Raw genomic sequence first — 1738 nt, 5'->3', positions numbered from 1 at the left:
CGTTGACCAGCCTGCAACTGAAGCTGATCAAGATCGGGGCACGTGTCGTCCGCCATGCCCGCGCCATCACCTTCCAGCTGGCCGAGGTGGCCGTCACCGGTCCGATGGTCCGCGCCATCCTCGCCGCCATCCGCCGATTGCGAGCGCCTCCGCTATGCGCATGACCGCCATCCACGCCCAAACTGAACGAAAACGGCAGGATGGGTCTGTCCGCTGCGCTGAAAAACACCGCCACCAGGGCACAACACGGCGGCTTCGCGGGCCGATCTGCCCTGTCTCAGCGCCTTGCGCGCCCGACGACGCCGCTCGGGACGGAAAATGATTGTCCTGCGGTCGGATTCAGGCTAAACTCACGTCAGACGGCATGCCACTTGGGGAATGTATGTCACAATCACAGAGGAGTAATCATGTCGAATCTAGAAGAGGTGATCAGCAGGTTTGCGCTGGCCGATCTTGTGTCGGATTATTGCCTTGGCGTGGACAAGCATGAACTGGAGCGATTCCAGGCGATCTGGTGGGAAGATGCAGTCTGGGATATCGAGTTTGTCCAGAAATTCAGCGGTATCGACGAGATCAGCGGCGCAGTTGAAAATCTGATCTGGCCGATGTGGCAGAGCACCACCCATTATTGCACCAATCACCGTCTTGAACTCAACGGCGATACCGCAAAGGGCATTTGCGACGTCTACTGCATCGGCAATCTTGCCGATGGTCAGGCCGCACATGTCGTCGCGAGCTATCATGACGATTATGAACGCCGCAATGGCACATGGAAGATCAGCCGCCGGTTCGTCAACCAGCGCGTTTTCAGCCCGCTCACCGGATTGAAGCTTTCACCTCCGGGCCAATGATTGCCGGGGCTCTGTTGCAAAAATCGTGAAGCTTGAGCATGCTTGGCGGAGATTGGACGGACGGAACGATGACGGATTTCAAGTGGCGCCATTTCCAGGGTGATGTGATCCTGTGGGCGGTGCGCTGGTATTGTCGCTATCCGATCAGCTATCGCGACCTTGAGGAAATGCTGGCGGAACGCGGCATTTCGGTCGACCATACGACGATCTATCGCTGGGTCCAGTGCTACGCCCCGGAGATGGAGAAGCGGCTGCGCTGGTTCTGGCGGCGTGGCTTTGATCCGAGCTGGCGCCTGGATGAAACCTACGTCAAGGTGCGGGGCAAGTGGACCTACCTGTACCGGGCAGTCGACAAGCGGGGCGACACGATCGATTTCTACCTGTCGCCGACCCGCAGCGCCAAGGCAGCGAAGCGGTTCCTGGGCAAGGCCCTGCGAGGCCTGAAGCACTGGGAAAAGCCTGCCACGCTCAATACCGACAAAGCGCCGAGCTATGGTGCAGCGATCACCGAATTGAAGCGCGAAGGAAAGCTGGACCGGGAGACGGCCCACCGGCAGGTGAAGTATCTCAATAACGTGATCGAGGCCGATCACGGAAAGCTCAAGATACTGATCAAGCCGGTGCGCGGTTTCAAATCGATCCCCACGGCCTATGCCACGATCAAGGGATTCGAAGTCATGCGAGCCCTGCGCAAAGGACAGGCTCGCCCCTGGTGCCTGCAGCCCGGCATCAGGGGCGAGGTGCGCCTTGTGGAGAGAGCTTTTGGCATTGGGCCCTCGGCGCTGACGGAGGCCATGGGCATGCTCAACCACCATTTCGCAGCAGCCGCCTGATCGGCGCAGAGCGACAGCCTACCTCTGACTGCCGCCAATCTTTGCAACAGAGCC

The 1738-nt window shown here is 59.6% G+C and carries 3 protein-coding genes; all 3 read left to right on the top strand.

Annotation, left to right across the window (positions count from 1 at the left end; genetic code table 11):
• Window positions 1–164 (top strand): transposase (locus L288_RS43100; protein ID WP_021238847.1); only part of this gene is annotated, 164 nt, incomplete at its 5' end.
• Between the two features lie 243 nt (window positions 165–407).
• Window positions 408–851 carry a nuclear transport factor 2 family protein gene (locus tag L288_RS34830; protein WP_015449273.1) on the top strand — a complete coding sequence of 148 codons (444 nt, stop codon included), beginning with the start codon at window positions 408–410 and terminating at the stop codon, window positions 849–851.
• Between the two features lie 68 nt (window positions 852–919).
• Window positions 920–1684, top strand: a complete 765-nt coding sequence (locus L288_RS34825) for an IS6-like element IS6100 family transposase (RefSeq protein ID WP_001389365.1) — start codon at window positions 920–922, stop codon at window positions 1682–1684.
• Window positions 1685–1738 lie beyond the last annotated feature (54 nt).

The organism is Sphingobium quisquiliarum P25 (assembly GCF_000445065.1).
In the GTDB taxonomy this organism is placed as follows: domain Bacteria; phylum Pseudomonadota; class Alphaproteobacteria; order Sphingomonadales; family Sphingomonadaceae; genus Sphingobium; species Sphingobium quisquiliarum.
This window is presented reverse-complemented; position numbering and strand designations above follow the sequence as displayed.

Coding starts and splice junctions, on each gene's coding strand:
- L288_RS34830 (WP_015449273.1), top strand. CDS start 408: ATGTCGAATCTAGAAGAGGTGATCAGCAGGTTTGCGCTGGCCGATCTT.
- L288_RS34825 (WP_001389365.1), top strand. CDS start 920: ATGACGGATTTCAAGTGGCGCCATTTCCAGGGTGATGTGATCCTGTGG.